The organism is Acinetobacter sedimenti, assembly GCF_022601685.1.
Taxonomy (GTDB): domain Bacteria; phylum Pseudomonadota; class Gammaproteobacteria; order Pseudomonadales; family Moraxellaceae; genus Acinetobacter; species Acinetobacter sedimenti.
The window spans coordinates 1-26,563 of sequence record NZ_JAKUML010000019.1 but is presented as its reverse complement, the minus strand read 5'-3'; the positions used below and the strand labels follow the sequence as shown (position 1 = coordinate 26,563).

18 protein-coding genes and 1 pseudogene are annotated in these 26,563 nt (G+C 41.5%); 6 read left to right on the top strand and 13 right to left on the bottom strand.

The genetic code is table 11. The annotated features are described in order from the left end of the window. The first annotated feature begins 67 nt into the window (after positions 1-67). Positions 68-1,042 (top strand): ion transporter, encoded by a 975-nt coding sequence (locus tag MKI79_RS10555; protein ID WP_241573234.1) that lies wholly within the window; start codon positions 68-70, stop codon positions 1,040-1,042. Positions 1,043-1,229: 187 nt separating this feature from the next. Here the strand turns inward: MKI79_RS10555 and cueR are convergent, their stop codons facing one another. Both cueR and MKI79_RS10545 read right to left on the bottom strand, forming a co-directional pair. Then, positions 1,230-1,619, bottom strand: a complete 390-nt coding sequence (gene cueR / locus MKI79_RS10550) for a Cu(I)-responsive transcriptional regulator (RefSeq protein ID WP_241573233.1) — start codon at positions 1,617-1,619, stop codon at positions 1,230-1,232. 21 nt (positions 1,620-1,640) lie between these two features. Then, the gene (locus MKI79_RS10545) at positions 1,641-4,226 is read right to left on the bottom strand and encodes a heavy metal translocating P-type ATPase (RefSeq protein ID WP_274619081.1); all 2,586 of its coding nucleotides are present in this window, start codon (positions 4,224-4,226) and stop codon (positions 1,641-1,643) included. A 187-nt stretch (positions 4,227-4,413) separates the two neighbouring features. Here MKI79_RS10545 and MKI79_RS10540 point away from each other — a divergent pair, with 187 nt between their 5' ends. Further along, the gene (locus tag MKI79_RS10540; protein ID WP_241573231.1) at positions 4,414-4,608 is read left to right on the top strand and encodes a heavy-metal-associated domain-containing protein; all 195 of its coding nucleotides are present in this window, start codon (positions 4,414-4,416) and stop codon (positions 4,606-4,608) included. A 157-nt stretch (positions 4,609-4,765) separates the two neighbouring features. Here MKI79_RS10540 and dapC read toward each other — a convergent pair whose 3' ends face one another. From dapC to MKI79_RS10515, 5 genes and pseudogenes are all read right to left on the bottom strand, one after another. Beyond that, on the bottom strand, positions 4,766-5,935 hold the full coding sequence (gene dapC, locus MKI79_RS10535; RefSeq protein WP_241573229.1) for a succinyldiaminopimelate transaminase: 1,170 nt from the start codon (positions 5,933-5,935) through the stop codon (positions 4,766-4,768). Positions 5,936-6,082: 147 nt separating this feature from the next. Next, a pseudogene (glnD, locus tag MKI79_RS10530) lies at positions 6,083-8,671 on the bottom strand ([protein-PII] uridylyltransferase); the annotation flags it as partial. A 163-nt stretch (positions 8,672-8,834) separates the two neighbouring features. After that, entirely contained in the window at positions 8,835-10,043 is a 1,209-nt protein-coding gene (purT, locus tag MKI79_RS10525) for a formate-dependent phosphoribosylglycinamide formyltransferase (protein ID WP_241573225.1), read from the bottom strand. 176 nt (positions 10,044-10,219) lie between these two features. After that, a complete protein-coding gene (locus MKI79_RS10520) occupies positions 10,220-10,423 on the bottom strand; it encodes a nitroreductase family protein (protein WP_407651635.1) in 204 nt (67 codons plus the stop codon). 108 nt (positions 10,424-10,531) lie between these two features. After that, positions 10,532-13,462, bottom strand: coding sequence for a valine--tRNA ligase (locus MKI79_RS10515; protein ID WP_241573224.1), 2,931 nt, complete (start codon positions 13,460-13,462; stop codon positions 10,532-10,534). Between the two features lie 285 nt (positions 13,463-13,747). Here MKI79_RS10515 and MKI79_RS10510 point away from each other — a divergent pair, with 285 nt between their 5' ends. Next, positions 13,748-14,431, top strand: a complete 684-nt coding sequence (locus tag MKI79_RS10510; protein WP_241573213.1) for a hypothetical protein — start codon at positions 13,748-13,750, stop codon at positions 14,429-14,431. Positions 14,432-14,471: 40 nt separating this feature from the next. Then, positions 14,472-15,275 carry an SDR family oxidoreductase gene (locus MKI79_RS10505; RefSeq protein WP_241573211.1) on the top strand — a complete coding sequence of 268 codons (804 nt, stop codon included), beginning with the start codon at positions 14,472-14,474 and terminating at the stop codon, positions 15,273-15,275. A 60-nt stretch (positions 15,276-15,335) separates the two neighbouring features. Here MKI79_RS10505 and MKI79_RS10500 read toward each other — a convergent pair whose 3' ends face one another. The 6 genes from MKI79_RS10500 to ahcY form a co-directional block, all read right to left on the bottom strand. Then, positions 15,336-16,571, bottom strand: a complete 1,236-nt coding sequence (locus tag MKI79_RS10500) for a multifunctional CCA addition/repair protein (protein ID WP_241573208.1) — start codon at positions 16,569-16,571, stop codon at positions 15,336-15,338. Positions 16,572-16,735: 164 nt separating this feature from the next. After that, on the bottom strand, positions 16,736-19,009 hold the full coding sequence (locus MKI79_RS10495; RefSeq protein ID WP_241573205.1) for an NADP-dependent malic enzyme: 2,274 nt from the start codon (positions 19,007-19,009) through the stop codon (positions 16,736-16,738). A 185-nt stretch (positions 19,010-19,194) separates the two neighbouring features. Further along, positions 19,195-21,378 (bottom strand): putative bifunctional diguanylate cyclase/phosphodiesterase, encoded by a 2,184-nt coding sequence (locus MKI79_RS10490; protein ID WP_241573203.1) that lies wholly within the window; start codon positions 21,376-21,378, stop codon positions 19,195-19,197. 898 nt (positions 21,379-22,276) lie between these two features. Then, positions 22,277-23,005, bottom strand: a complete 729-nt coding sequence (locus MKI79_RS10485) for a 16S rRNA (uracil(1498)-N(3))-methyltransferase (protein WP_241573200.1) — start codon at positions 23,003-23,005, stop codon at positions 22,277-22,279. A gap of 29 nt (positions 23,006-23,034) precedes the next feature. Next, positions 23,035-23,871 (bottom strand): methylenetetrahydrofolate reductase [NAD(P)H], encoded by an 837-nt coding sequence (gene metF / locus MKI79_RS10480; protein ID WP_241573198.1) that lies wholly within the window; start codon positions 23,869-23,871, stop codon positions 23,035-23,037. Between the two features lie 109 nt (positions 23,872-23,980). Next, positions 23,981-25,363: an adenosylhomocysteinase gene (ahcY, locus tag MKI79_RS10475; RefSeq protein WP_241573196.1), complete on the bottom strand. Its 1,383-nt coding sequence runs from the start codon at positions 25,361-25,363 to the stop codon at positions 23,981-23,983. A 283-nt stretch (positions 25,364-25,646) separates the two neighbouring features. Here ahcY and MKI79_RS10470 point away from each other — a divergent pair, with 283 nt between their 5' ends. Both MKI79_RS10470 and MKI79_RS10465 read left to right on the top strand, forming a co-directional pair. Further along, positions 25,647-25,958 carry a DUF4424 family protein gene (locus MKI79_RS10470; RefSeq protein WP_322111819.1) on the top strand — a complete coding sequence of 104 codons (312 nt, stop codon included), beginning with the start codon at positions 25,647-25,649 and terminating at the stop codon, positions 25,956-25,958. Between the two features lie 212 nt (positions 25,959-26,170). Beyond that, positions 26,171-26,371 (top strand): hypothetical protein, encoded by a 201-nt coding sequence (locus MKI79_RS10465; protein WP_241573190.1) that lies wholly within the window; start codon positions 26,171-26,173, stop codon positions 26,369-26,371. The last annotated feature ends 192 nt before the right edge of the window (positions 26,372-26,563 follow it).

Sequence of the window (26,563 nt, the reverse complement as noted above, 5' to 3'; positions counted from 1 at the left end):
ATGATTTTTGCATTATCAATTGATTTGTTTACACTGTATGCACCGCATACTTTAATTCAAGTGAATCATGTCCACATTTTTAAGCTTACGTCGTTGGGTCTATCTCAATCTTCATGATGATAATTATCGGAGTGTGATTAGTACCTGTATCAATTATTTTTTGATTGTGTTGATTGTTGCCAATGTCGGTGCAGTAATTTTGGAGTCGGTACAGCCGTTATATAAGACATATAAGTTTTGGTTTAATCATTTCGAGAATATTTCCATTGTTGTCTTTACCATAGAGTATTTGTTACGTATTTGGAGTGTGGCAGAGCAGGATCAAAGTCGTTCGCCGTGGGCGATGCGTTGGCAGTGGATGAAAAGCGGTGGTGCGATTATTGATCTATTGGCGATCTTACCTGCATTCCTCAATTTCTTCGTACATATCGACTTGCGCGTACTGCGAATTTTACGCTTACTTCGATTGTTAAAACTGACTCGTTATTTTGTGTCATTACAGATTCTTCTGCGTGTGATTCAGCGTGAACGTGGTTCATTTCAAGCAGTGATTTTTATTTTAGTCATCATGATTGTAATGACCGCATCAGGGATTTATATCGTTGAAAATAAAGCACAGCCTGAAGCATTTAGCTCGATTCCAAAATCCATGTGGTGGGCAGTGGTGACCTTGACTACAGTCGGTTATGGCGATGTCACACCTGTGACCACGGTTGGGAAATTTTTAGGGGCGCTGATTACCATTTTAGGTGTGGGTATTGCGGCATTGCCTGCGGGTATTTTGGCGTCGGGTTTGGCAAATGAGCTGAATCAACGTAATCAACGACTTGAGCTTGAATTTCGTCAGCTATTGCATCAGCAAGGTTTAAATATTTTGACCGATCAAGATGAATTGGAAAAATTGCGTCAGCGTGTCGGGCTACCTCAAGAGCAGATGAATGACGTGATTATTCAGTTAATCCGAGAACGAGAAGCATTGCATGATACGCATTCGGTGTGTCCGCATTGTGGGAAGGGGATTTCGTTAAATAAAGATCAATAGGCAGAAGAAAAACCATCTGCGTAGGCAAATTTCTGCGTTGCTCCTTGCTCGCAATTCTCATGTACGCCTTTGTAGACTGCGGTTGCTGTGCGAGGTGCGCCTTGAAATTTTCGCTACTCGCTAGGTTTTTTGAGACACTCTAAAACTGCCAGTTTAAGGCTCATCATAATAAAAAACGAATCATGATCTATTTTGCTTTTAAATCATCCAAGATGGCACATTCAGGTTGATCATTGCCCTGACATTTTTTAATGATGCCTTTAAGGTGTATAACCAGTTGTTGCATCTGTGCAATTTTATCTTCTAATTCATCGACATGGTGCTGTGCCAATGCTTTGACATCGGCACTATTGCGGTCAGGATTATTTTGCAATTCGAGTAGGAGTTTGATTTGTTCAAGGCTAAAACCGAGATTGCGTGATTGATGGATAAACTGTAATCGCTCAATGTCGTGCGCATTAAACACCCGATAACCTGCATCGGTGCGCAAGACATGCGGAATCAAGCGGATGTCTTCGTAATAGCGAATCATCTTGGCGGAGATGCCAGTTTGTTTGGCTGCTTGGCTGATATTCATATAAATCCAATTCCAGTTAGGCTAATTTTTTGCAGTAATTGACTGAAAGCGTTTAAGGCGTAGAGCATTAGTTACTACAAAAACTGAGGATAACGCCATCGCAAAAGCGGCAAACATCGGTGAAAGTAGCATGCCATTCAACGGGTAGAGCACACCCGCTGCAACTGGAATTAACGCCACATTATAAATAAATGCCCAAAATAGATTCTGCTGAATATTGCGAATCGTAGCACTAGATAGCGCAATGCAATCCACCACACTGCTTACATGTCCATTCATGAGTACCACATCCGCCGTTTCAATCGCAATATCTGTACCTGTACCCATCGCAATGCCAAGATCGGCATGCGCAAGTGCAGGAGCATCATTGATGCCATCACCGACAAAGGCGACTTTGCCATATTTGACTTGTAATGCGCTGATGGCTTCAACCTTTTGCGCAGGTTTGACGTTGGCAATGACTTGATCGATACCGAGTGATTGGGCAATCGCTTCGGCAGTTTTCTGTTGATCACCGCTGACCATTGCTACATGAAACTTCTCTTGATACAAAGCTTTAATTGCAGATTTTGCATCGGCTTTGGCTTCATCAGCAACGGCAATTACCGCAAAGATTTGCTCATCGACACTGAGATAAAATGTGGTTTTTGCTTCACTGGTCAATTCATCAAAATAAGGTTGTAAAGCTGTAGTAGAAAAGCCCAATTGCTGCATCCACGTGCCCGAGCCAATGCGAATAGTTTTGCCATCAATCTGTGCTTGTACACCTAAACCAACATGTGCCTGAAAGTCAGTGATTGGTAATAAAGCTAATCCACGTGTTTGAGCATCTTCAACAATGGATTTGGCAATCGGATGTTCTGATGCAGACTCAAGAGAAGCGGCGTATTGTCGAATCAGGTCAACGTCATTGTCTTTCACATCAGGCGCAAGTAACAAATCCGTTAAAATCGGGTGACCTTCGGTTAACGTACCTGTTTTGTCAAAAGCAACCGCTTGAATATCTTTGGCAGATTGCAATGCTTGAACATCACGGAACAAAATCCCCAATTCGGCGGCACGACCTGTACCAACCATGATTGACATGGGTGTCGCCAAGCCCATGGCACATGGACAGGCGATGATCAGTACCGATACCGCATTGATTAGCGCAAAACTTAATCCTTGCTCAGAAAATAACATCCATGCGAGAAAGGTCAGCACAGCGATCACGAGAATGGTCGGAACAAACCACATGGTGATTTTATCGACCAGATTTTGAATTGGTAATTTACTCGACTGTGCATTCTCCACTAATTGAATGATTTTGGCTAAAGCCGTATCACTACCCACAGCACGGACTTGCACGATAAGTTGACCTTGCTGATTGAGCGTACCACCAATCACTTGAGCATTAACAGTCTTTTGCACAGCTATTGATTCACCCGTAATCATGGACTCATCAATATAGCTTTGACCCTCAATCACCACACCGTCAAAAGGCACGCTTTCTGAGGGTTTAATCATTACAATGTCATTACTTTTTACATCAGTGATTTCCACATCAATAAATTGACCATCACGTTTTACATGTGCCACTTTGGGCTGTAACTGAATGAGTTTTTCAATGGCTTGTGAGGTTTGACCTTTGGCTTTAGCTTCCAGATAACGTCCAAAAAGTATCAAAACGATGATCACCACGACAGATTCATAGTACACCGCAAGACTGGCTTCAGGCAGAAGCTGTGGCAGGAAGGTCGCAATGATGGAAAAACTATATGCCGCCAAAGAACCAACGGCGACCAAAGTATTCATATCAGGAGCACCACGAAACAGTGCAGGAATCCCGTGCGTATAAAACAGCCGACCTGAAAAAATCAATACTAAAGTGGCAAGGATAAATTGCAGATACCAACTATTTTGTATGCCGATATTTGAGGCGACCCAATGATGCAAAGTAGGAATAAAGTGACTTCCCATTTCCAATATAAACACAGGTAACGCCAAGATAATCGCCACAATTAACTTTTTAAATAATTCATTCGCTTCATGCTGACGACGCTCGCTATAGCTTTTTTGAGGTAATTGCGTTGTATGTTCAGTTGTCGAATTAGATTGCTGTTGTACGACAGTGGCTTGGTAGCCAGCCTGTTCGACTTGCGTTATTAGTTGATCTGTATCAACCATTGAAGTGTGATGAATATTTGCAATTTCCGTTGCGAGATTGACACTGGCATCAATCACACCTTCTAATTTTTGTAATGCACGTTCAACTCGTCCTACACAAGAGGCACAGCTCATGCCGTCGATACGCAATACTGTACGCACATCATCTTTTGCAGGTGTATTGATTTGTTGTGGATCTTGATGCAAGGTTGCTTGATAGCCTGCTTTTTCTATGGCTTGGGCTATCGAAGTACTTAACTCAACATCAGCAGCCGAATCGCTAATTTGTACTGTGGTACGTTCGGTCGCAAGATTAACATTGACGCTGTCGACACCATTAACTTTGGCAATCGCTCGCTCGACACGACCTACACATGAGGCACAGCTCATGCCCTTGACATCAAAGTTAAGCGTTTTTTGTTGCTGATTTATGCTTTGTTGGTTCGGGGCTTGTTGACTCATGGTTGAGTACCTCTATTGATAAGGTTTAACACTATTTTCAACCTTACCATGATGGTAAAGTCAAGTGATACAGTTTTCTGGATTGAATAATGAGTTTTTAGTATGTGTGATGGATTTATTTGCTTGACCTTACCATAGTGGGAAGCTTTAGCATTATCATGATACAGAATACATTGGAGAAAAAAAGATGAAATTACATGTAGAGAATATGACTTGCGGACACTGTGAAAAAGCCATTAAACAGGCGATAGCAAGTGCAGATCAAAATGCACAAGTCGTAGTGGATTTGACTAAGAAACAAGTCGATGTGGAAACTGCGCTGAGTCTTGAGCAAGTACAAAATGTATTAAAAGAAGAGGGTTATACAGCGACTGCGATTTAGATTTAATTTTTCACTGTAGTTAAGTGTATTAGGGATGAAGTTGTTTCAAAATTCAATTTAGAACCCCACCTAGCCTCCCCTTAAAAGGGGAGGAATTCTGACCATTTTATTGGATGGTTTTCCCCCTGAGTAGGGGGAATTAAAGGGGGGTATATTGTTAGATAATTTTCTTCAATCGTTTTACGACTTCTTCACACTGTGCAATACTTGCAACCAATGCCATACGCACATGATTCTCACCCGGATTGCCTTGTGCAGTTTCACGTGACAAGTAACGACCTGGGAGGACTTTGATATTTGCCTCGCTAAGTAATTTTTTGGCGAAGGCTTCATCATTATCAACTTGCAGCCAATAATAAAATCCTGCATCGGGCTTTTTAAATGGTAGGCGATCGCCCAATTCTGATTGAAATAGCGCAAACTTCTGTCTATAGGCGATGCGATTGTCTTCAACATGCTGTTCATCTTCCCATGCGGCGATCGACGCAAGCTGATGTTGCACAGGCATGGCAGCACCATGATAAGTACGATATTTCAAATACGGCGCAAGGAGCTTAGCATCACCTGCAACAAAACCTGAACGCATTCCCGGAAGATTAGAACGCTTAGAAAGCGAGTGAAACACCACGCAATTTTTATAATCATGGCGACCGATTTCAGCGCAGACTTGTAGTAAGCCAACAGGCGCTTGCTCAAACCACAATTCCGAATAGCATTCATCCGAAGCAATAATAAAATCGTATTCATCAGATAGGGTGATCAGCTGTTGAAAATCTTCACTGCTGAGTACAGCACCAGTCGGATTGCCCGGTGTACAGACGAATAAAATATCGGTCTTTTCCCACACTTCGGCAGGCACTTGACTAAAGTCGCCTTTGTAATCATTGTCCGCTGTACAGTTAACAAAATAGGGCGTTGCGCCTGCCAGCAACGCTGCACCTTCATAGATTTGATAAAACGGATTGGGCATCACTACATAAGGCGTTTTGCTACGATCAACCGCAGATTGCACAAAAGAGAAAATCGCTTCACGTGTGCCGCTGACAGGCAGGATTTGCTTTTCTGCATCGATGCTTTGTAGTTGGAAACGATTGGTCAACCAATTGCCAATACTTTGTCGAAGCTCAGGTAGTCCTTTGCTATTTGGATACGTGGAAAGATGCGCAAAGTTGGCTTCGATCGCTTGCTGTACAAAGGCAGGCGCAGCATGTTTTGGCTCACCGATCGACAGTGGAATTAACGGCAAGTTTGCAGGTTGAATATCTGCAAATAGCGCATTTAATTTTTCAAAAGGGTAAGGGTGTAGTAATGCCAAATCAGGGTTCATAACCGCAAGTTCCAAATTTCATCTATGTAAATATTTTTCAAGTTATCAACTATTGATTTCTAACTATAGTCGAAGTAATTGATGTCTGATACACGGCAACTGAGCGAGGTTAACGATGTAGCAGACTTCAAGTAACTTGACTATAAATCAATGCTGTATCGTCACTTGATTCGATGCCTCATCCAATGCCGCTTTAAGCTGTTCAGCAAAAACCGTCGATTCTTCTTCAGTCAGTGGCGTACCATCAGGCTTGGTGACGAAGAAAATATCTTCGGCTTTTTCGCCAAGCGTAGCAATACGTGCAGAATGAATATCAATGCCTTGCATCATAAACAAACCGCCAATTCTCGCCAAAAGACCAGGTTGATCGAGTGTAGAGATTTCCACCATGTTTTGATTTAAAGCACGATTTAGGCGAATATCAACACTATTTTCTACTTCAAAATGACGCAGACGACGTGGAATCATCCGTTGCATCAGCGCAGGATATTGATCAATTTGACTCAAGCCTTTGACTAAGGTTTCTACGACTTGTTTTTCACGACTTGGGTCGCTTAGCAATGAACCCAAACGGTCGTGAATCACATAGGTGTCGAGTGAAAAATTGGTCGCTGCGGTAATAATCCGTGCATCTTGGACATCGAGATTTAAACGATCAAGCAGGGCAACGGTGGTTGCAAATAAGTTTGGCGTATCACGAGTATAGATAAATAGCTGAATCGCTTTACGGTGCTCACGAATTAGCACAAGTGGATCGCTATTTTCACCATGACGCAAGATCGCACTGGTATGCCAAACCACTTCATCGACCGTTTCTTTCAAGAAATAATCATCGCCAAGCTCTTTCCACACTTCTTCGATTTCATTCAGCGGGAACTCGTCAGAAAGTTTTTCCAATGCAGAAAACTTAGTGTCTTCAATCAGCATTTGATGATCAATCGGACGGTCTAATCCACCACGGATAATTTCACGAGATTGTGAGTAAAGCTGACGCATCAACGATGCTTTCCAATTGGTCCACAGCGTTGGATTGGTCGCATTAATATCGGCAACAGTCAGACAATATAGATAGTCTAAGTGCTCCATATCACCCATCGCTTCGGCATAGCTTTGCACCACATCAGGATCAGAAATATCTTTTTTCTGTGCGGTGAGCGACATCATTAAGTGATTACGAGTCAGCCATGCGACCATTTTGCCTTCACGTTCACTGAGTCCGTGTGCACGGCAAAACTCAATCGCATCCTCTGCGCCCAGTTCGCTATGATCACCACCACGACCTTTTGCAATATCGTGGAACAGTGCAGCGATAAAGATAATGTCTTTACGTGCAAGGCGTTGGAACACGTTGCAGACTACAGGATATTGCTTACCAAACTCAAGTTCGGAGAAACGATTCAAATTACGAATGAGTAATAAAGTATGTGCATCGACGGTATAAATATGGAACAGATCGTATTGCATCAAGCCCATGATCTGCCCAAACGCAGGAATATAATTTCCCAAAACACCATAACGACGCATTGCAACCAGCGTGTCGTACAAGCGATATGGCGAGCGAATGATCGCTAGAAATAAAGCTTTATGCGCATCATTATTACGGAAATTTTGATCAATTTTCTTCGCAGCCAAAAGCAGCAACCGCAATGTGCGTGCTCGAATACCTTGAATCTCTTGATTGTTCGCCATCAGAAAAAAGACTTCTAAAATTGCACTTGGCGTTTCCGAGAAGACTTTGTGATGGGTAACTGCCAGTTTGCCATCGACCAATTTAAAGTTTTTATTTAATGGTTCAATTTGACGTTCATAATCCGCCAAACGGGGGATAATTACTGCTTCATTAAAGTAGTTGATCAGTAATTCACTCAAAGTCGAAACACTTTGCGCCACACGATAATAACGCTTCATAAATTGTTCAATGGCGTGATTTGGATGTTTACCATCCTCACGTTGATAGCCGAAACAAGTGGCAATCTCACGTTGATAATCAAACAATAAGCGGTTTTCATCTCGTTTAGTGAGGCGATGTAGATAGTGGCGAATTTCCCATAAGAAAATTTCCGCTTCTTCCAATATTGCTAGTTCAAACTCACTAATAAATCCAAGATGCACCAAGTCGTAAATCCGACCAACACGGAAGTGCCGTTTGGCAATCCAACCGATTTGGTTCATATCACGTAGACCACCGGGAGCATTTTTAATATCAGGTTCAAGGTTGCTTTCAGTATTGTTATGCTGTTCGTAGCGTTTTTTCTGCTCTAGCACTTTGGCATCGAAGAACGTCTTGTCCGTCCAACTTTCTGACACAATACGACGTGGCCATTTTTTTAATAATTCATTGCCACTCAGTAAACGAGCTTCGATCAAAGAGGTGGCAATGGTGACATCGAGCTTCGCTTGGTCATAGCATGCTTTAATGGTGCGAACGCTAATTCCGGGTTTAAAATTCCCCACATCCCACAGCGACGATACAAAGGTTTTCACTTTATCTTCTGTGGCTTCATCGAGCTCTTCTTCAGAAAGTATCAGCACATCGACATCAGAATAGGGCAACATCTCACGGCGACCATAGCCACCGACTGCAAACAGTGCCAAATCAGTCTGATCCAGTCCTGCATTTTTCCAAAGAAAATCCAAAGCCAAGTCTATCTGATCTGAGCGAGCAGTAACCACATCTCGGATATTGGTACCATCGGCAAAATAATGATCAAGCTTGTCTTCGACTTGCTCACGCCAAGTCGTCAAGCCTTGCAGATCTTGACCTAAGCAAACATATTCAGAAATGGGAGGAAAATCTAACATGCGATGTGCTCTTTAAAAAAGGTGCTATTAAAAGTATTTTCGAATCAATTGATGCTGAACAATGTGTTTAGGTTGAAGCGTTCATGTTAAAACACCATTATTCTGATGGGTTTACTTGTACCGCATCGGCAGTTGCTTTGGCAAGTTGACGTGCACTTTCAATCGTTTCTGCACGTGCTGTTGCCACGCCCATACGACGTTTGACAAAACCTTCAGGCTTACCAAATAAACGTAAATCGGTATCAGGGTGCGTCAATGCGTGTTGCAAATTACTAAAGCTTAAATTCTCACCATCTTGACCTGCATAGATCACCGCACTGGCAGCAGTACTGTGACGAGTAGTATTCACTGGCAAGCCTAGAATTGCCCGAGCATGGAGTTCAAACTCACTTTGGAATTGACTCGCCAATGTCACCAGACCTGTATCATGCGGACGAGGTGACACTTCACTAAACCATACTTGATCGGCTTTAATAAATAATTCCACACCAAAAATACCACAACCACCCAGTGCCGTTGTGACTTTATCTGCAATGCGTTTGGCTTCAATGAGGGCAGTTTCGTTCATTGCTTGAGGTTGCCAACTTTCCACATAATCGCCTGCTTCCTGACGGTGTCCGATCGGATCGCAGAAATGGGTTTCGATGACACCTGTTTCTGGATTTTTGGCACGGACGGTCAGTAGGGTAATTTCATAATCAAAGTTGATTTGCGATTCGATAATTACTTTACCTTGATTGACTCGACCGCCTTGCATGGCGTAATCCCAAGCGGCATCAACTTCTTTAAAGTTGGTCACTCTAGATTGACCTTTACCCGAAGATGACATCACAGGTTTGACAAAGTTTGGATAGCCAATGTCATCACAGGCAGCACGGAAACTTTCTAAGCTATCGGCAAAACGATAAATCGACGTCGGTAAACCCAATTCTTCAGCAGCGAGGCGACGAATCCCTTCACGGTTCATGGTCAGATTGACTGCTTTAGCAGAGGGGATCACTGTCGCAATATTTTGTGCTTCAATATCTAATAAGACTTCTGTAGCTATCGCTTCGATCTCAGGTACGATCAGATGTGGTTTTACTTCATCAATTAAAGTCTTTAACGCCTTCGCATCATTCATATTCAAGGTGTAACTGCGATGTGCGACTTGCATGGCAGGCGCATTGTCATAACGATCGGCTGCAATCACTTCAACACCGAGGCGTTGCAGGGAAATCACTACCTCTTTGCCGAGCTCACCTGAACCTAAAAATAACACCCGAGTGGCGGAAGATTGTAAAGGAGTGCCGATGCGTACTGTCATGCCGTCAACCTAAAATAATAATTTTATCGTGGGCTTTAGCATAGCAGACAGAGTGCAGGACATATAGCCTAAAGACAGGCTGATCTATGCACAAATGTTGAAAATGATCAAACTTTGCACAATAAATATGATGTGATTTATACTTATTGAAAATACTAAATCGCCTTAGCAATGACTTATAAAAATCGAATTACTGCGTCTTTGCTTAAACGTGCTTTTGGTAAGTCCGCATTGAAGTCTTCAGTGCTTCGATAGCCAAGCGCCACGATCACCACACTACGCAGACCAAGCGCAGACAAACCTAATATTTCATCTAGCAATACATTGTCAAAACCAACAATTGGCGTGGCATCAACCCCTTGAAAGTAGAGAAATGGCAATTTGACTAAGGTGGATTGAGTCGATCAAATAATGGTATTTAGGATATGCAAAAGTAAAAACCTAGAACACAAATGCTCTAGGTTTTTACGATAGGGATTTGAAACAAATTACAAATTCGCAATCTGCTCCATATTCGCTTTGATCTTGCCAAGTTGATCGGCAAACTCCGCCAATTTAACTTTTTCACCTTCCACAACAGCAGGCGGTGCTTTTGCCACAAAACCTTCATTGGCAAGTTTCCCTGCGATTTGGTCATGTTGTTTTTGCACTTTGTCTAAATCTTTTTGCAGACGAGCAAGCTCAGCTTTTGGATCAATCAAACCTTTCATTGGAACAAATACCGAAGCCTGACCAACCACACTTGAAGACGATAGCGGTGGCTCTTGATCAAGACTCAAGAACTCGATACTTTCCACTTTTGCCAAAGCCTTGAACAATGGCTCAATGCGCTCAATACGAGTACGTTCTGCATCGCTGATATTTTGCAATAACACAGGCAACAGGCGAGCATTGCCCAAGCCCATTTCACCACGGATATTACGAACCGCACCGATCAAGGCTTGTAGCCAATCCATATCGGCTTCGGCTTGATTGTTGATTTTCGCTTCTTCGGCAACAGGGTATGGCGCAAGCATAATGGTATCGCCACCACGTCCGATCATCGGTGCAAGCGTCTGCCAGATTTCTTCAGTTAAGAATGGCATCAATGGATGTGCAAGACGTAGCGCAGATTCCATGACTGAAAGCAAGACACGACGGACTTCGGCTTTACGAGCTTCTGAAACATTTTCGTCATTCAGTACAGGCTTGGTCAGCTCGACATACCAGTCGCAATATTCATTCCAAATAAAGTCATAAATGCTCTGTGCTACGAGGTCTAAACGATATGTTTCAAAGCCGAGTTTTACAGCTTGTTCTGCCTTCTGTAGACGGCTGATGATCCATTGTTCAGGCAATTCCCATAGCTCAGGTTGTACCGTTTGTGCAACTTGCTTGCCTTCGACATTCATCATCACGAAGCGAGTCGCATTCCAAATTTTATTACAGAAGTTGCGATAGCCCTCGACACGTTTCATATCGAATTTGATGTCACGACCCGTATTGGCAAGTGCGCAGAAAGTAAAGCGTAGCGCATCTGTTCCGTATGCGTTAATGCCGTCTGGGAATTCTTTACGCGTGGCTTTTTCGATCTTCGGCGCAGTTGAAGGATTCATCAAACCAGTGGTACGTTTTTGAACTAAGGTTTCAAGATCAATACCATCGACCAAATCTAAAGGATCGAGCACGTTGCCTTTAGATTTTGACATTTTTTGACCTTCGCCATCACGTACCAAACCATGTACATAGACAGTTTTGAACGGGACTTGTGGTTTGCCATGTTCATCTTTGACGAAGTGCAAAGTCATCATGATCATTCGGGCAACCCAAAAGAAAATGATGTCAAAACCAGTCACCAAAACATTGGTTGGATGGAAGGTTTTTAAGAAATAATTTTCCGCATCTTTTTGTGCATCGCCAGTCCAGCCAAGCGTTGAGAACGTCCACAGCGCAGAGGAGAACCATGTATCCAGTACGTCTTCATCCTGTCGGATTTCAAGATCTTCAGCTAAGTTATGCTTCTCACGAACTTCGGCTTCGTTACGTCCAACGTAGATATTGCCTGCATCGTCGTACCATGCAGGGATACGATGTCCCCACCAAAGCTGACGGCTGATCGCCCAATCTTGAATATTGTTCATCCATGCCATGTACATATTGCTGTACTGTTCAGGAACGAATTTTATGTCGCCATTTTTCACTGCTTCGATCGCAGGCTCAGCAAGCGGTTGAATCTTCACATACCATTGATCTGATAATAATGGCTCAACAATTACACCTGAACGCTCGCTACGTGGTGCTTTGAGTGTATATGGCTCGATTTTTTCTAACCAACCTTCGGCTTCAGCTTCCGCAACCAGCTTTTTACGAGCAACGTAACGCTCAAGTGCGACATAGCTTTCAGGTGCAGTGATGGTTTTAGTCACTGGTACGCCAGTTTTTTCCATCCAGTCAAATTCGCTCAAGATTTTGGCATCTTTATCAAAAATATTAATCACTGGTAGATCGTGACGTTTGCCAAGATCATAGTCATTGAAGTCGTGTGCAGGCGTGATTTTGACACAACCTGTTCCAAAGTCTTTTTCTACATAATCATCGGCAACGATGGGTACAAGACGACCGGTGATCGGTAGCACGATATTTTTACCAATCAAATGTTGATAGCGTTCATCTTCAGGGTGTACTGCAACCGCACTATCGCCAAGTAGAGTTTCAGGTCGAGTGGTTGCGACTACAAGATAGTCATTGCCATCTTTGGTTTTGAGTGATTTATCTTCAAAGAAATAGCGGAAATGCCACAATGAACCTTGTTCTTCTTTGCTTTCCACTTCAAGGTCAGATAGGGCGGTATGTAGCTTAGGATCCCAGTTGACCAATCGTTTACCACGATAGATCAAGCCTTCCTCATGCAAACGTACAAAGACTTCTTTCACAGCATCGGATAAACCATCATCCATGGTAAAGCGTTCACGTGTCCAGTCTACCGAAGAACCAAGACGACGAATCTGACCTGTGATTGTTCCGCCTGACTTTTCTTTCCATTCCCAAATCTTTTCTAATAATTTTTCACGTCCCAAATCATGACGAGTAATGCCTTGCTCACCAAGCTGACGCTCTACAACGGTTTGCGTTGCAATCCCCGCATGGTCTGTACCCGGTTGCCACAACGTATTATGACCTTGCATGCGGTGGTATCGAGTCAACGCATCCATGATGGCATTGTTAAAACCATGTCCCATATGCAAGCTACCTGTCACGTTTGGCGGTGGAAGCATGATGGTAAAAGGTGTTGCCGTTGAATTCGCTTCTGCAGCGTGCGGTTTAAAGTAACCATTGTCTTCCCAGACTTTGTACCATTTGCGTTCAATATCAGATGGATCGTAAGTGGTTGCAATATTTTGGGCGGTATTTGAGGCTTGGTTTGAGTTTTGTTCAGTCATTGGATATGGCGTATGAAATAGCAAAAAATTGGTGTTATTCTAGCAAAAATAGTCGTAAAAATATATGCAACGATTGTGCTTTCATGACTTGAATTTTGTCCTTTAAGCTAGAAAATATAAAGCTTAAAATACAATTGAGCATCTAGTTCGGACTTGTTACACTGATGAAAGAATAGCGTGTGTTTGATCAGATTTGATTTTTTAAAATTAGATCACAGCGTAGAAAAATGCGTCAAAGGAATTTGGACGCAAAGATTTAAAAATTAAAAGCAGGGGTAAGTAGCGGTGACTACACAAAATGTCCATCTAAAAATACACGATCGAACCTATCGTGAGCTTGAAGATATTAATACACGGCTTAATCATGGTGATGGCAAAGATTTGTCTAAAGACTTAGGGCAAGTCTTTACCGAGATTACCCATCAGGTGCTTGATCAAGTCTTTATGGAACTCATCCATGCCAATAGACAACAACCTGAACTTGCGGATCATGCCGATGAAGCTGAAAAAGTTTTGGGTCAAATCCGAGAGCAACTACAAAAATATATGCCGTGGGCAGTCGGCATGTTTAACAACGATCGCCTAACACCTGTATCCAATCATATGGTGGCGCACTTTGATTTGAGTCATCCCAAAACCAGTTTGCTCCGCTATGCTGTGCCCAATGCACTGGTGCAAAGTATGCTTAAAGATGTTGAGCGTATCCAACAAGGTGATTTGTCAGCCATTGATTCAATGTTGAAAAATATTATCGAAGTGATTGATCTCGGCGTAACTGAGTTTATTCGTAAGCCAAAATCGATGTTGAAATTTAACTTTGTGGTGGATAAAACCTTAAATGGCGTGATTCATCTCGTTACCAGTATTGGCTATAAACGTATTGAAAAAATGGGGCAACACTCCTCACCACAGCTTGCGATGCGCTATGCTGAACATTTTCAAAAGTTTATTTATGCTAAGTCGGCGTAAAGTTTAATTGCAAAAAATACAACGCGAAAAGGATGTTACATTGAGTCAAGGAAATTTAGATCAAAAAGTGGTTTGGATCACAGGGGCAAGCTCGGGGATTGGTGAAGCACTTGCCCAAGTATTTGCCAATCTCGGTGCAAAAGTGGTGCTATCAGCACGTCGAGGTGAAGAGCTAGAACGTGTACGTCAGCAGTTAAATCATCCTGAAAATCACCTCTGTGTGGCATTCGATGTGACTCAAGCAGATCAAGCACAGCAGGCGGTAGAGCAAGTTATTGAAAAATGTCAGCGTATTGATTATCTCATTAACAATGCAGGGTTAAGTCAACGTGCTTTGATTGCGGATACGACGATAGACACTGAACGTCGTATCATGGAAATTGATTATTTTGCGCAAATTAGTATGACAAAATGTGTTTTACCTTACCTTGAAAATCAAGGCTCTGGGCATGTGATATTTATCTCTAGTGTCGCAGGTTTACTTGGTACACAATACCGAGCGAGTTATTCTGCGGCAAAAGGTGCAATTCATATGTGGGCTAATAGCTTACGTGCAGAATATGCCGAGAAAGGACTCAATGTATCTGTGGTTTTCCCTGGTTTTGTCAAAACCAATGTGTCGTTTAATGCACTCAATGGTGCAGGGCAAGCGCAAGCACATCAAGATGAAGCGATTGAAAATGGTTTAAAAGCAGATGATTTTGCACAAAAAGTAGTAAAAGCAGTCATGAACGATCAGGAATATATCGTCATTGGCGGACTGAAAGAAAAACTTGGTGTAGCAATCTCTCGAATCTCGCCGAAGCTGATGTATAAGATGATCCGAAAAAGTAAAGTGAAATAAAGCCACTCTAAATAAAGCACATTTCAAATAAAGCAAAGTCAAAACACTTTAATCAGTCATTTAAACAGAAAGTGTTTGCTTTGCTTCTTTCATAAAATCAGCGATCCATCTAGACCGTTCACGATCTAAGTGCTCAGCAATCGCTTTGCCTTGCAAACCTTCAGGAATTTCAATTTTATAATTCGCAAGCTGTTGTGCTAGGTGCATCAATACTTCAGCTTGTGGATAAGGTTTCTCCTCAAAATTTAAACGTCCTCGTGCATCACACAAACAAGCTTGTGCAAAGTAAATTACTTGTTCAGGTTTGCGAAAGGTATCAAGACTTTTTAATAGTTTTAAAATCGTGGATGCTTTTAGCTGAAATAACTGATGACAAAGCAAATGATATTCACACACTTTCAGAGCCAATTGCTGAAAATCTCTCGGGACTTTTAAGCGTTTGCATAGGGCTTTGACAGGTTCAATACCACGCTGTTCGTGCATGATATGTCGTGGTAAGACATCCGCAGGTGTTAATGCTTTCCCTAAATCATGACAAAGCACCGCAAAGCGAACGATGGTTGAAAAGTTATTTTTGCACGCTTGTTGTAATGACATCAGCGTATGGATACCACAATCAATCTCTGGATGATATTCAGCACGTTGTGGCACGCCAAACAACGCATCGACTTCAGGAAACCATTGTTTCAACGCTCCACATTCACGAAGCACAGAGAAATACACATCAGCATCATTTTCTGCTAAAGCTCTTACTGTTTCTTTCCATACACGCTCAGCAGAAATGTGTGATAACTCACCTGAGTCACTGATACGTTGCATCAATTGCATGGTTTTAGGTGCAATCTGAAAGCCATAATTATGGTAGCGTGCAGTAAATCGAGCGACACGTAATACACGTAGTGGATCTTCAATAAAAGCATCGGACACATGGCGCAGCACTCGATTTTTTAAATCTTGCGTACCATGAAAAAGATCGGTGATATTGCCATCTTCATCCATCGCCATCGCATTGATGGTCAAGTCACGACGTGATAAATCTTGTTCTAAAGTCACTTCAGGTGAAGTGAAAAAATCAAAGCCTTGATAGCCATGTCCATTTTTACGTTCGGTGCGTGCAAGGGCGTATTCTTCTTTGCTTTCAGGATGCAAAAATACTGGAAAATCTTTACCAACTTGTTGATAGCCAAGTGCAATCATCTGTGCAGGCGTTGCACCGACCACGACATAATCACGCTCGATCACTTCACGGTCTAAGAGCTGATCACGTACTGCACCGCCGACTAAATAGATTTTCATAACAACGTATCAATAAAAATTTACAAACAGATTGTTCTGATCATAACAAATATAAAGCGCTTTGCATTATTTGAATTAAAAGCCTAAAAGCAAAAACCTCCAATGATTGACATTAGAGGTTTTAGCGATAAAGAAAAAGTTAGAAAAGTAAGCTTTTTTTAAAATTAAACTTTTTCATTTTCTTGAATTTCAGCAACAGTCAACGCAGTCATGTTGATGATACGACGAGTCGTTGTAGTCGGTGTCAAAATATGCACAGGTTTTGCGACACCTAATAGGATCGGACCAATTGTTACATTGTTGCCGACGGTCGATTTGAGCAAGTTAAATGAAATATTTGCCGCATCAAGATTCGGCATGATCAATAAGTTTGCTGAACCTTTAAAGCGTGAATTCGGGAATGCGCCATCACGAATGGTTTCATCCATCGCTGCATCACCGTGCATTTCACCTTCAACTTCGAGCTCTGGCGCTTTTTCAGATAAGATGCGAAACACTTCACGCATTTTTTGCGCACTAGGATCAAGCTCGTCACTACCAAAGCTAGAATGAGAAAGTAGGGCAATACGAGGTGTAATACCAAAGCGACGCACTTCTTCTGCAGCCAAAATCGTCATCTCAGCCAATTGTTCAGCTGTAGGATTGGTGTTGACATAAGTATCAGCAATAAAGAGATTACGATCTTCAAGCATTAACGCATTCAAGGTAAAGAATGTCTGATGACCATTTTTTAGGCCAATCACATCTTTGACAAACTCTAAATGAACGTCATAACCTGAATACGTACCACAAAGCATACCATCAGCTTTGCCAAACTTCACAAGCATTGCCGCAACCAAAGTCGAGCGACGACGAGCTTCACGCTGAGCAAATTCAACTGTTGTGCCTTTGCGTTTCAATGCGTTGTAAAAATCTTTCCAAAACTCATCGTACATTGGATTGAGTTCTTGATCGACGATCTCAATATTCTCACCGTGTACCATACGCAAGCCAAGCTTACGAATATTGTCTTCAATGACTTTAGTACGACCAACTAATATTGGAAATGCGATTTTTTCATCAATAGCAATTTGCGCAGCACGAAGTACACGTGCATCTTCACCCTCAGCGTAAGCAATACGTTTTGGAGCTGATTTCGCTTTTGCAAAAATAGGCTTCATGATGAATGCTGAGTTGTATACAAACTCAGACAAACGCTGATGATACACAGCAAAGTCTTCGATTGGGCGTGTCGCAACGCCAGATTCCATTGCAGCACGTGCAACAGCAGGTGCAATCTCAAGAATCAAGCGCTGATCAAGTGGACGAGGAATCAAATAATCACGACCAAAGCTACCTGATTTTTCACCATAAGAAGCAGCGTCAGCTTCGACATGCGCCATGCGTGCAATTGCATGGACACAGGCAATTTTCATTTCTTCGTTAATGGTGGTTGCGCCAACGTCCAAAGCTCCACGGAAAATATATGGGAAACAAAGGGCATTGTTCACTTGGTTTGGATAATCTGAACGACCAGTCGCCATGATGGCATCAGGGCGTACTTCGTGCGCATGCTCAGGTAGAATCTCAGGGTCAGGGTTAGCAAGCGCGAAAATAATCGGATCTTTCGCCATTTCTTTAACCATTTCTTTGGTCAAAATGCCCGCAGCAGAGAGTCCCAAGAACATATCTGATCCGCCGATCACTTCGTGCAATTTGCTTTCAGGGATGTCTTGTACATAACGCATTTTTGAAGCATCTAAGCCTTCACGAGATGTTGTTAATAATCCGCGAGAGTCGGCTACGATGATGTTTTCTTTACGTGCACCTAATGCACAAAGTAAATCTAAGCAAGAAAGTGCTGCTGCACCTGCACCAGAGACGATGATTTTTATGTCTTCGATCTTTTTATTGACGATTTGCAAGGCATTTAATAGTGCTGAGCCGACAATGATACTTGTGCCATGTTGATCATCATGAAACACAGGAATTTTCATGCGTTCACGGAGTTTTTGCTCAATGTAAAAACATTCAGGAGCTTTGATATCTTCGAGGTTAATTCCGCCAAAAGTTGGCTCTAATGCGGCAACGATATCAACGATTTTATCAGGATCATTTTCTGCAATTTCGATGTCGAATACGTCGACACCAGCAAATTTTTTAAAAAGTACGCCTTTACCTTCCATGACAGGTTTTGAGGCGAGTGGTCCGATATTACCCAGTCCAAGTACCGCAGTACCATTACTAACCACAGCGACGAGATTACCACGTGCGGTATACTTGGCAGCATTTGCAGGGTCTTTGGCAATTTCTAAACAAGGTGCAGCCACACCTGGAGAGTAGGCGAGTGCAAGATCACGTTGATTGACGACTTGTTTGCTTGGTGTGACGTTGATTTTACCAGGGCGTGGAAACTCATGATAATACAATGCGGCTTGCTTTAATGCTTGTTCGTCCATCTTACTCTCTATGCGGATACCAAATCGGGGCAGGAATCTGACCCATCAATCACAAAATAAATTACACTTAATTTTTAAGGTCATCATTATACCATTTTCTCAACGGCGACAATAGTCTAAAGGGTTTAATTTTTATCAAATAATATCGCAGTTTTACTTTGAAATTTGATTGTGATGACGTTTCATTAATGCATTTTCAATGGATTATTTTGCTGAATATTTTGAATTTCTAAAAATTCAGTCGCAAGATCGGCAGGCATAGGTTTTGCGATCAAATAGCCTTGTAAATAATCACAGCCCTCATCGCTCAAAAAGTCATATTGCGCTTGAGTTTGCACGCCTTCAGCGACGATTTTTTTATCCATCGCTTTTGCCATGGCGATAATTGCTCGAACAATGGCGTTTTGGTTGGCTTGTCCGAGTTTGCTGACAAAACTTCGATCAATTTTAATAATATCAAAGTCATACATACCTAAATAAGCCAATGATGAATAGCCTGTACCAAAGTCATCAAGTGCAATCTTGATGTTACGTTGATGAAATGCAGACATCACTTGGCGGACTTCATCAATATTTTCCATCAATGAAGTTTCAGTAATCTCAAGTAGGAGCTGATGTGGTTTGATCTTGTATTTTTGTAGCAGACAATCAATTTCCTCAACCAAACTTCCACGTTGTATTTGTTGCACAACGATATTGACCGAAACCGCAATATCTTGATACCCCAAATCATTCCAAACTTTGATTTGAGCGCAAGTTTGTTCTAAGACCACACGACCGATGTCGGTGATTAGACTGGTTTCTTCAGCAAGTGGAATGAACTGTGCAGGTGGAATTACACCACGCTCTGGATGATTCCATCGTACAAGTGCTTCAAAGCCATGAACTTTTTTGGTTTTTGTATCGACTTTAGGTTGGTAGTAGACGGCGAGTTCATTTTGAGCAATGGCTCGACGAATTTCCGCTTCTAGGTTGATGCGTGCTTCGGTCGAGAGACGACTTTCGCTGTGATATATTCTAAAAGTATTGCCGCCGATACGTTTTGCTTCTAACAAAGCAAGCTCAGCGTAGTTGTTTAAGCTGTCCATTTGGCGACCATGATCAGGGTAGATCGCTGCGCCGATGGAAATATTCAACATCAGTTCTTTATTTTGCACATGAAACGGCGCTTCAAAAGATTCGAGTATTTTCTTCGCACTGTCAGTGATTTCATCAACATTTTCTTTGACTTCTAAAATCATGGCAAAATCGTCTGCATTAAGTCGTGCAATCACAACGGCATCAGAGTTATTGCGTCGCAGGCGATTCGCTACTTTTTTTAACAGCTCATCACCACCTTGATGGGTGAGATACTCATTATGGTAACGAAAGCGATCTAAGTTGATACGAATCACAGCAAAGCGCTTAAGTAGTCTTGGGGATTCGGTCAAATAACTGTGAATGAGATTGTTGAAGTAGGTACGGTTCGGTAAATCTGTGAGCGTGTCGTAGGTTTCCAGATAAGATAAACGTTTTTCAGAGGCTTTGCGCTCTGTCAGGTCAGTGACGATGCCGATATACTGCGTGATATTATTGTGGCTATCTCGAATGCCGTTGATATGCATCCAAAGCGGAATTTCTCGCCCAGAACGCAACACCTCAACAACTTCTCCTTCAAACTCACCTGTGCTCATCAGCTGACGCAAAATCGTTAAATTTATGCGCTGAGCATCGACATTAGAGCTTTTCAAAATATCAAAGGCATGACGACCAATGATTTGATCCTCATTAGATTCAATGAGCTTGAGATAAAATGGATTGACATCGACATAGTTGAGCTTGTCATCAAGTACAAAAATTCCTTGTGCAGCCTTTTTAAAGACACTTGCTGAGAGTTTTAAACTCTCTTCTGCTTTTTTCTCATTTTGAATATTGCGACGAATACCGACCATACGCAGTGCACGATTTGTTTCGGAATCACGTTGTGTGATACGACCAAGATCATGTACCCATATCCAACGTTCTGTTGGGTGATACACTCGAAAGGTCGCTTCATAGCGGTCTTCATTGCCACGCAAGTGCTCGCGCATAATTTCTTTTACATGCTCTAAGTCCTCGGCATGAATAAAATCATGTAAGTGAGAAATATAATGCTCTACATTTTTGATGTTGTAGCCGAAAATCTGCGGGAAATTACTCGTTTCAATTTTCTGATTTTCAATATCCCAATCCCAAGATGCGATACCAGCGGTTTCATGTGCTAATTCGAGGTTTTGATGTGAGCGTTCCAGTTTTGCATTGATACTTTCAATATCCGCTGTACGCTGCTTAACTTTTTGCTCTAACAAGATATTGTTAGTTTCAAGCTCTTCACGAATGCGCATAGCCATCTGCTTTTCTGCGTCTAGCTCGACTGAAAGATGGTTTATTGTCGAAGTATTATCATTGTTTGTTGAGAGTAAACTTTTATTACTCTCAATTAGAGAATAATATTCATTTCTACGATTATGGATCATACGTGCCATGAACAGTAAGCAAGCACCATAGGTAATGAAGCTAATAAAATCAATAAGGGTAAGTTGTTGACTACTAGATAACTCATTCACACTAAGTAGTGATAATACACTTGGCGAGAAGAATAGTAAAAAAACATAGTAATAGTGTGTCAATAACACTAGCGCAGAAGTGTGAAGAATCAGTACAGAGGCTATAACTAAAGTCATCATCTCAATATGTGAGTGATCAACCTTGTACTCTAGGTGGTTGCTAATTAATGCAACACAAATCGCAAATAATGCGCCATTTAAAAAAGCGCTCGCAGAGAGATAGGTTTTTACAGATAAGGACTTTCTTGGTAATTCTAATAGTAAAGATTGGTTAATCAGTAGCGAAATCAGAATAGTAACAGTCGTAATAAAACCCCATAAGGTTGTAGTAACTGAAAAACTTTCAAAATTAAGAAATAGGTTGATTATAAATACGAGGAGGGTAAGAGATAGGAATATGTATTGAAAGACACGATAATAATACAGCGACTTAAAGCTCTTAAGTTGCTCTTCATCTTTTGAAGAATTAAGCATTAAATTGAGTTGCCTGTTATCCATTATTTCATCATGTCCCTAGAATGGCGAAAACTCATGCTAAAAGCAAAAAAAACTTAATCATTACGGTTAAATATTTATATTTTAATGAGTTAATTCAGGATAAAATAGAAAACAATCCGTCAGTTCTAAAGTTACAATTTAGCGTCTATAAAATCAAGTTCTTTTTAAAATTTATGGAAATGAATTACACGAAATATTGATTGATGACACCCAGTGCGGCTATAGGGGCGGTTTCTGTGCGTAGAACACGTTTACCGATCGTCCAAGCTTGAAACTGCTTTGCGAGGGCAAAATCAATCTCACTTTGACTTAGACCGCCTTCAGGGCCAACGAGTAGAGCGATTGATTTTGGCTTTTCATCAGAAAATTGAAATGGTTGATCTGCTAAAGTCATGATGAGTTTTACTTCAGTATCTACGCTGTCAATCCATTCATTTACAGATAAAGGTGGCAAAATCTTCGGTACGAGATTTAGTCCACATTGCTCGCAGGCTGCGATTGCAACACTTTGCCAATGTTCGATTTTCTTTTGATCACGGTCATATTTTAGGCGCATCTCACAGCGTTCACTGGTGAGAAGTTGAATTTCTGATACGCCGAGCTCGGTAGATTTCTGAATCACATAATCCATGCGATCGCCTTTACTCATCACTTGTCCTAGCGTAACTTTGATCGGCAAATCACGATTGATTGGATCAAATGAAAGCACTTGAACGGTTGCGGACTTTTTTTCAATCTGAGTTAATTCAACCAGATATTCACCGCCTAAACCGTTAAATTCCAGGCCATTAAATAGCGTCGCTTGATCACCCACTTTGGCGCGGAGTACACGTACCCAATGATGGAAAACCGTTTCTGATAATTGAACGTGTTCACCAACAGTGAGCGAGCTCTCCATATAGAAACGGTTCATGATTTCATTCTCAAATTAATAGTTCACGCTTAGTTTAAGCCTAAATCAATAACAAGCCGGCGTGTCGGCTCAGTTTGGTTCATGCTATAAAAGTGCAAACTTGGTGCACCGCCTGCGATCAAACGCTCACATAGTTTAAATACGACTTCATGACCAAATGCTTGAATACTTTGATTGTCATCGCCATAAGAAGCCAGTTGTTTACGAATCCAACGTGGAATGTCTGCACCTGTACTATCAGCGAAGCGAATCAAGCTACTGGCATTGGTAATTGGCATGATTCCTGGTGCGATTGGAATATTAATTCCAGCTTTTTCCACACTTTCACAGAAATAAAAATAAGCATCAGGATTGAAGAATAACTGGGTAATTGCGGCATTTGCTCCAGCATTCGCCTTTTCTACGAAGCGTTTGATGTCATTGTCAAATGAATCAGCTTGCGGATGCATCTCAGGATAAGCAGCCACTTCAATATGAAAATGATCGCCTGAATGCTCACGAATAAATCGCACTAAATCCTGTGCATAAGGTAGCTCACCGAGTCCAACCTGACCTGAAGGAAGGTCGCCACGTAGTGCAACGATACGGTCAATGCCTTTAGCTTTGTAAAGATCAAGCAACTCTGCAATTCGAGCTTTGTCATCGCCGATACAAGAAAGGTGTGGGGCAACTGCTGTACCTTTGCCATTAAAATCATCAATTGCCGCTAAAGTACGCTCACGTGTTGAGCCACCTGCGCCATAGGTGATAGAGAAAAACTCAGGGTTGAGTTGTTGTAGCTCTTGATGGACTGCACGAAGTTTTTCTGCGCCAATATCAGTTTTTGGTGGGAAGAATTCAAAAGAAATGGGAATACGTTTTGACATGAGCTGTCCTTAATTTGTATTTTCCGAACAAATGATTTTGAAAAGCGAATCCTGAATGAATCAAGATTCGCTAAATACGTCAATGCTAACGACTAGCATTGCTCAATCATCAGTATTTATAAGCGTCAGTTTTGAATGGACCTTCAACAGCAACGCCTAAGTAGTCTGCTTGCGTTGTGGTCAATTGTGTCAACACACCACCAAAACCTAAGACCATTGCAGCTGCAACTTCTTCATCCAATTTCTTCGGTAAAACTTCGACACGAATCTGTTTGGCTTTGTCTTCCGCAGATAAATCGGCAAATTTCTCAGCAAATAAGTGCATTTGTGCCAAGACTTGGTTGGCAAAAGAGCCGTCCATGACACGTGATGGGTGACCTGTTGCATTACCCAAGTTCACCAAACGACCTTCAGATAATAAGATTAAATAATCATTTTCATTCTCTGAACGATAAACTTGATGCACTTGTGGTTTGACTTCAACCCATTTGTAATTACGCAAATATGCAGTATCAATCTCGGTATCAAAGTGACCAATATTACAGACTACAGCACCTGCTTTTAAGGTATCCAGCATTGCAGCGTCGCAAACGTGGTAGTTACCAGTCGTAGTCACGATCAAATCAGTATTTTTCAATAAATCTAAGTTAATGTCGGCTTTATTACCAGTTTGTACGCCATTTTTATATGGAGAAACTACTTCAAAACCGTCCATGCACGCTTGCATTGCACAGATTGGATCAATCTCAGTGACACGAACGATCATGCCTTCTTGACGAAGCGATTGCGCAGAACCTTTACCGACATCGCCATAACCAATCACCAATGCACGGCGACCAGAAAGAAGCATGTCCGTACCACGTTTGATCGCATCATTTAGAGAATGACGGCAACCGTATTTATTGTCATTTTTAGATTTGGTCACAGAGTCATTGACGTTGATCGCAGGAACTTTGAGTGAACCATCTTTCCACATTTCGATCAGACGTGCGACACCTGTTGTGGTTTCTTCAGTAATGCCGTGAATACGTTCTAAAAGTGCAGGGTACTTTTCATGGACAAGTGCGGTTAAATCACCACCATCATCCAAAATCATATTGGCATCCCACGGTGAGCCGTCAACATTGATTTGTTGTTCTAAGCACCACATATATTCTTCTTCTGTTTCGCCTTTCCAAGCGAATACAGGTACGCCACTGGCAGCGATCGCAGCAGCAGCGTGGTTTTGGGTAGAGAAGATATTACATGAAGTCCAACGTACTTCTGCGCCGAGTTCAACCAATGTTTCGATTAGAACTGCAGTCTGAATCGTCATGTGGATACAGCCGAGGATTTTTGCACCAGCAAGTGGTTTTTCAGCAGAATAGCGTTTGCGCAAGCCCATTAACGCAGGCATTTCAGCTTCGGCAAGTTTGATTTCTTTACGACCGTAATCAGCAAGTGAAATGTCGGCAACTTTATAATCTGTAAATGCAGGATTAACCGCGTTCATCAGGATCTCCTAATATTTTGGTGATGATCATTCTGTTCGCGGATGCCGTTATTGATTTGTTTCGAACTTGCTATTTGGAATAGTATTTCTTCGAATCTGTCGAGCCTAGCGATTTCACATTACTGCCTTTGCAAGCTTTCTTTGTTAAAAGTCAGTCTGTAAAAAAGTCGCAGCATCCCTCGACGTGGCAAATATTGTACTGAGAATTATTTTTAATGCCAATGAAAATCGAGAAAATTCACAAGAAATTGCAATGTCATTGTGGTTTCTCGGTTAAACTTTAATAAATATTCAAAAAATTGAGCTGTATACAGAGACGAAAATTTCTCATCAATATCAGCCTTTGGTTGGCGGTTCTCTAGGGCTTGGACAAGAGGTTGCCAAAGCGCATTGTGTCGATCAGAATATTCAAAAGGTCATTGATCGAGGAGAAAGTTATGGGGTTTATTCAGGACTTTTCTATATTTTGAAAACAGGTGCGAATTGTGCAAAATCGATTGATAGATTCAATGTCACAATTGAACGTGATGCCGACGAGTTATTGTCTTTATATTGGGATGGCGAGGTGAAAAAAGTCTCTGCAACACAGTTTTAAATCATAGAGAAAAACTTTAAGCCGAAACACGATTTAAACCTAATCTTCATACAACGTAAAAATGTGAAATAAAACGTAGAAATGTGTAATTGATCGGTGGATTTGATAATAAAACACCCTTAAAACTTTACGCTTAAAAGGTTTTAATCAAAAGGTTTCACCCTAATATATTCAGTAAGAGTTCAAATTTCTAACTTTTGGGAGGTCTTAATATGCATCATGTAAATGAACTGATCGTGCTTAAAGATACGTTGGTACTCTCTAAAGATGGTCACGAAGATATCCAGTATGATGAAGGTACATTACTGAAAGTACTTTTGGTGCTTAATGATCATGTGGTTGTGAAAAGTGATAATGACCGTACATTTGTTCTAGGTATGGATGATCAAGAAACGCTTTGGGTATATATGTGATTAATTTTATTACAGAAAATATATTTGACTGTTGATTTTATAATCAACGACATGTAATCTTACGATCTATAGTAAAAATATGGCAAATGTCATGTTTTTAAAAAAATTTTATAACAAAGGGTCTAGATAACTTTAGAGTGGATTCTCTCTTAATTCTTTGAGTAGTTTAGCATAGAGGTTTTCATGTCGATG

What these genes read in the sequence shown, in the direction of transcription:
- MKI79_RS10515 (WP_241573224.1), bottom strand. Translation starts at nt 13,462, where the DNA reads ATGACTGAACAAAACTCAAACCAAGCCTCAAATACCGCCCAAAATATT.
- MKI79_RS10465 (WP_241573190.1), top strand. Translation starts at nt 26,171, where the DNA reads ATGCATCATGTAAATGAACTGATCGTGCTTAAAGATACGTTGGTACTC.
- cueR (WP_241573233.1), bottom strand. Translation starts at nt 1,619, where the DNA reads ATGAATATCAGCCAAGCAGCCAAACAAACTGGCATCTCCGCCAAGATG.
- MKI79_RS10485 (WP_241573200.1), bottom strand. Translation starts at nt 23,005, where the DNA reads ATGAACCGTTTCTATATGGAGAGCTCGCTCACTGTTGGTGAACACGTT.
- purT (WP_241573225.1), bottom strand. Translation starts at nt 10,043, where the DNA reads ATGACAGTACGCATCGGCACTCCTTTACAATCTTCCGCCACTCGGGTG.
- MKI79_RS10545 (WP_274619081.1), bottom strand. Translation starts at nt 4,226, where the DNA reads ATGAGTCAACAAGCCCCGAACCAACAAAGCATAAATCAGCAACAAAAA.
- MKI79_RS10500 (WP_241573208.1), bottom strand. Translation starts at nt 16,571, where the DNA reads ATGAAAATCTATTTAGTCGGCGGTGCAGTACGTGATCAGCTCTTAGAC.
- dapC (WP_241573229.1), bottom strand. Translation starts at nt 5,935, where the DNA reads ATGAACCCTGATTTGGCATTACTACACCCTTACCCTTTTGAAAAATTA.
- MKI79_RS10555 (WP_241573234.1), top strand. Translation starts at nt 68, where the DNA reads ATGTCCACATTTTTAAGCTTACGTCGTTGGGTCTATCTCAATCTTCAT.
- MKI79_RS10540 (WP_241573231.1), top strand. Translation starts at nt 4,414, where the DNA reads ATGAAATTACATGTAGAGAATATGACTTGCGGACACTGTGAAAAAGCC.
- metF (WP_241573198.1), bottom strand. Translation starts at nt 23,871, where the DNA reads ATGTCAAAACGTATTCCCATTTCTTTTGAATTCTTCCCACCAAAAACT.
- MKI79_RS10495 (WP_241573205.1), bottom strand. Translation starts at nt 19,009, where the DNA reads ATGGACGAACAAGCATTAAAGCAAGCCGCATTGTATTATCATGAGTTT.
- ahcY (WP_241573196.1), bottom strand. Translation starts at nt 25,363, where the DNA reads ATGAACGCGGTTAATCCTGCATTTACAGATTATAAAGTTGCCGACATT.
- MKI79_RS10490 (WP_241573203.1), bottom strand. Translation starts at nt 21,378, where the DNA reads ATGGCTATGCGCATTCGTGAAGAGCTTGAAACTAACAATATCTTGTTA.